4 protein-coding genes are annotated in these 3,549 nt (G+C 29.8%); 3 read left to right on the top strand and 1 reads right to left on the bottom strand.

What is annotated here, in order from left to right:
* Positions 1-330: 330 nt before the first annotated feature.
* The 3 genes from B0A58_RS14515 (at position 331) to B0A58_RS14525 (ending at position 2,158) form a co-directional block, all read left to right on the top strand.
* Positions 331-840 carry a hypothetical protein gene (locus B0A58_RS14515; RefSeq protein ID WP_089081642.1) on the top strand — a complete coding sequence of 170 codons (510 nt, stop codon included), beginning with the start codon at positions 331-333 and terminating at the stop codon, positions 838-840.
* Positions 837-1,637 (top strand): tetratricopeptide repeat protein, encoded by an 801-nt coding sequence (locus tag B0A58_RS14520; RefSeq protein ID WP_089081643.1) that lies wholly within the window; start codon positions 837-839, stop codon positions 1,635-1,637. The genes B0A58_RS14515 and B0A58_RS14520 overlap by 4 nt, the downstream gene beginning before the upstream one ends.
* 194 nt (positions 1,638-1,831) lie before the next feature.
* Positions 1,832-2,158, top strand: a complete 327-nt coding sequence (locus B0A58_RS14525) for a hypothetical protein (protein ID WP_089081644.1) — start codon at positions 1,832-1,834, stop codon at positions 2,156-2,158.
* Positions 2,159-2,793: 635 nt separating this feature from the next.
* On the opposite strand, the gene B0A58_RS14530 is transcribed toward B0A58_RS14525, so the two are convergent.
* On the bottom strand, positions 2,794-3,549 hold a 756-nt coding region (locus tag B0A58_RS14530), incomplete at its 5' end, for a gamma-glutamyltransferase (RefSeq protein WP_207758857.1).

The following is a 3,549-nucleotide window of genomic DNA, read 5'->3' on the forward strand; positions in this document are numbered from 1 at the left end:
AATGAATTGTAATCAACGAATACCTCTAAAAAATATTGTTTATGAGTTAAACTCGTGTTGAACGAACTGAAAGAAAACGAATACCTATAAAAAATAAAAATACATGAGTTAAACCGATTACATTCACGCCCCTTATGGGTTTATCGAAAAGTTTTTGTTAGCATTTTAAGAGGATTTGGTTCCTCTTTTTTTATGAAAAATTTGTAAATAAATGCTATTTTATTTCATAGTTTTTACTATTTTTGAAAAATAATTTACTACATCCGAATAACCAACTGATATTTATAATAATTTTACCAAAAAAATTACATATTAAGAAATAAAATTACAATGACTAAAATATTAAATTTTCTTTTATTTATTCCATTAATTTCATTAGCTCAAGAAAAAAGCGAGCATAAATCTGTTTATCCAAATTATGTTGGAGATATCGAATTTAATGCAACAATTGACAATAAAGATTTTGAATTATGCAATTCAAAACATATTTTTCAATACTTTAATAATTCTGATGGTTTAGAATACGAAGGAGAAAAATTGGCGATTGAAAAAGAGTTTACTGAAAAATACAAATCTGAAATAGTTATAAATGAAACGGGGTTAATAAGAATTAATTTTGTTGTTAATTGTAAAGGAAAAACAGACCGATTTCGATTGATATCAATGGACGAAAATTATGAAGAAAAATTTTTTGCTCCAACTATAACTGATCAATTGATGCGTATTACAAAAAACCTAAACGGTTGGAAAGGAAAAAAATACAAAGGAAAAGATATAGATTATTATCAATATTTGATTTTTAAAATTGAAAATGGACAATTAAAAGAAATATTACCATGAAAAAATTAATTTGTTTACTAATATTCTTCCCCATTTATTTGTTTTCTCAACCCAATTGTAATGCCTTTTTATACAAAGGAGATACCTTACAATACAAAGCCTGTATTGAAGCAGAAAAAATTGAAAATTTTAATCAATTTCAAAGAGAATTTCATGAAATTTTAGATAATTCCATTAAAATTTGCCCTAATTTTGCATACGCTTATAGAGAAAAATCAACAGCATATTTAAAAAGTGGCGATTTTTTAACTTGGAAAAACTTAATAGACAAAGCCGTAGCATTAGATTTTGGTTTAAATTTAGGATATCGTGCTTGGTGTCGTTATCAATTTTTTCGAGATTATAAAGGAGCAATTAAAGACATTGAAAAACTTGACAGTTTAGTTAATTATGATATAGGATATTCAATAAATGGCGATTATCATTTGAATTTTGCAAAAGGAATGTGTTATAGTGCAATTAATCAAAAGCAAAAAGCAATAAAAATATTCCATGACCAATTGAATACAAAAGGTTATTCCGCTGGTTTGTATGATTATTTTCAACTCGGAGTAACTTATTATGAAACAAACGATGTGAAAAATGCTTTAAAATATTTTGATATACAAAGCAAAATAAACGAATTTGCTGACAACGAATATTATAAATGTAAAATCTATAAATTACTAAAAAACGTAGCAGAATATAAAAAACATAAAGAAATAGCATTAAAATTATATAACGAAAATAAAAAATTGTTTGATCAATATACTAGACATTTCAATAGTGTTTATTATGAAACTATAGCCAATGAATAATAAATTAAGTACGAAAATTTTTTTAAATTTAAAAAAATATTTTTTTATGAATTTTAACAATAAAAAAAATATTTTTTTACAATATTCTTTTTTATGTATTTTTTCTTATTTTATTATTTTTGAAAAATAATTAACGGCAAGTTTTTTTATAGACTGACGTTTGTAGTAATAGTTCAGAACCTTAAAGAGATAATATGGCTTACGATTGGACACTTTTTTTAAACGAAGAATTTCATCCGACATTTCAAGAAGAACTAAGTAGACAGTTATTTGAAAAAGGAAGTGTTGGAAAAGGCATTGAAAATTTTGAAAATTATGACTTCCAATTAATTGTGGGACTAAGGGATTTAGAAATTAAGCAAATTGGCACTAAAGTGATTGCAAAAATAGATTTCATAACTCCTGGTTCTTTTCAAATTCCTATTGAAATATATTGGACATCTAAAGATTTAGATAATCTACTAAAAGTTCATAAAAATGATGTTTCAGAATTAATTAGATGTGGAAATCAATTGGAATGAAAAAATTCCGATGGAAAATATATTACCATATATGTATGAAATAGAAGAACCTGAATAAAACTACTACCGCCAACACCTAGTGTTTCACTCCAACTCTAAGACAAGCAATGAATTAAAATCAAAGAAAGTTTATAAATTTACATGATTAAAACCAATTACATGCACACCCTTTATGGAGTTATCGAAAAGTTTTTTGTTAGCATTTCAAGAGGATTTGGTTCCACTTTTTTTATGAAAATTTATAAATAAATGCTGTTTTTTTGGGTCGAATATTTGAAAGTTGGTATTGACTTGTTTAGCCCCGATAGCAATGGAAATCCTTTTGTTTTTTGTTTCGTGGGGTTGTTTGTTCCATAAGGGCTGTTTTTGTGCATGGGGCCTCTATTAGAAATGGGCAAAAAACAAAAGATTGCAATGGATAGCGGGACAAGTGTTGATTGAAAACGGGGTGTTGTGCTACTTATATTTATACATTAGTCTTATTTATTGGTTTATTTTTTTGTTTTATTTTTTATTGAAATATAATATTAATACTTTTTTTCTTGTTTTTTTGTTAAATATAATGGGCTACGCTTGTTTGCTATTGCTCGGGTGGCAACAGTGGACTAAAGTATCCATTTTGGTGTTAGACTAATTTAGAATCCTACGGCTGCATTATCGCCACGCTTGTCGGCACCGCCTTCGAGTGTGCCGTTGGGTTGCACCAAAATAGCATCGACCTCGCCAATGATGGGGTTTTCTTTTTCGTTGATGTTATATCCTTTTGATTTTAAGTCAATTAGCAGTTGAGGATTGAAGCTATTGGGCTCAAAAGTTACCACATCGGGCAGCCATTGGTGATGAAAACGAGGGGCATCTACGGCTTGTTGCATGGTCATTTGGTGTTCATACACGTTTAGGATTGTTTGCAAAACCGACGTAATGATGGTAGAACCGCCTGGAGTTCCTACTACCATATACAATTTGTCATTTTTTTCTACAATAGTTGGCGACATGGAGCTGAGCATCCTTTTTTGTGGTGCAATGCTGTTGGCCTCCGAGCCTGTAAGCCCATATAAATTGGGTATTCCGGGTTTTGCACTAAAATCGTCCATTTGATTATTTAAGAAAAAACCTAATTCTTCGCAATATATTTTGGAGCCATAATTGTCGTTGAGGGTTGTGGTTACGGCAACGGCATTGCCAAAGGGATCTACAATGGAATAATGTGTGGTTTGTTTGCTTTCGGTATTTTGGGTTCGACCCGCAGCAATTTCTGAAGATTTAGTGGCTTTGTCAAATGAAAAATCGTGCATCCGTTGGGCAATATAGGTGTTGTTGAGCAGTTGGTCGAGGGGGATTTGTACAAAATCGGGGTCGCCCAAAAAGTGGTTTCTATCTGCATAAGCCCT

Source organism: Flavobacterium branchiophilum NBRC 15030 = ATCC 35035 (genome assembly GCF_002217205.1).
Lineage (GTDB): Bacteria > Bacteroidota > Bacteroidia > Flavobacteriales > Flavobacteriaceae > Flavobacterium > Flavobacterium branchiophilum.

Coding starts and splice junctions, on each gene's coding strand:
- B0A58_RS14515 (WP_089081642.1), top strand. CDS start 331: ATGACTAAAATATTAAATTTTCTTTTATTTATTCCATTAATTTCATTA.
- B0A58_RS14520 (WP_089081643.1), top strand. CDS start 837: ATGAAAAAATTAATTTGTTTACTAATATTCTTCCCCATTTATTTGTTT.
- B0A58_RS14525 (WP_089081644.1), top strand. CDS start 1,832: ATGGCTTACGATTGGACACTTTTTTTAAACGAAGAATTTCATCCGACA.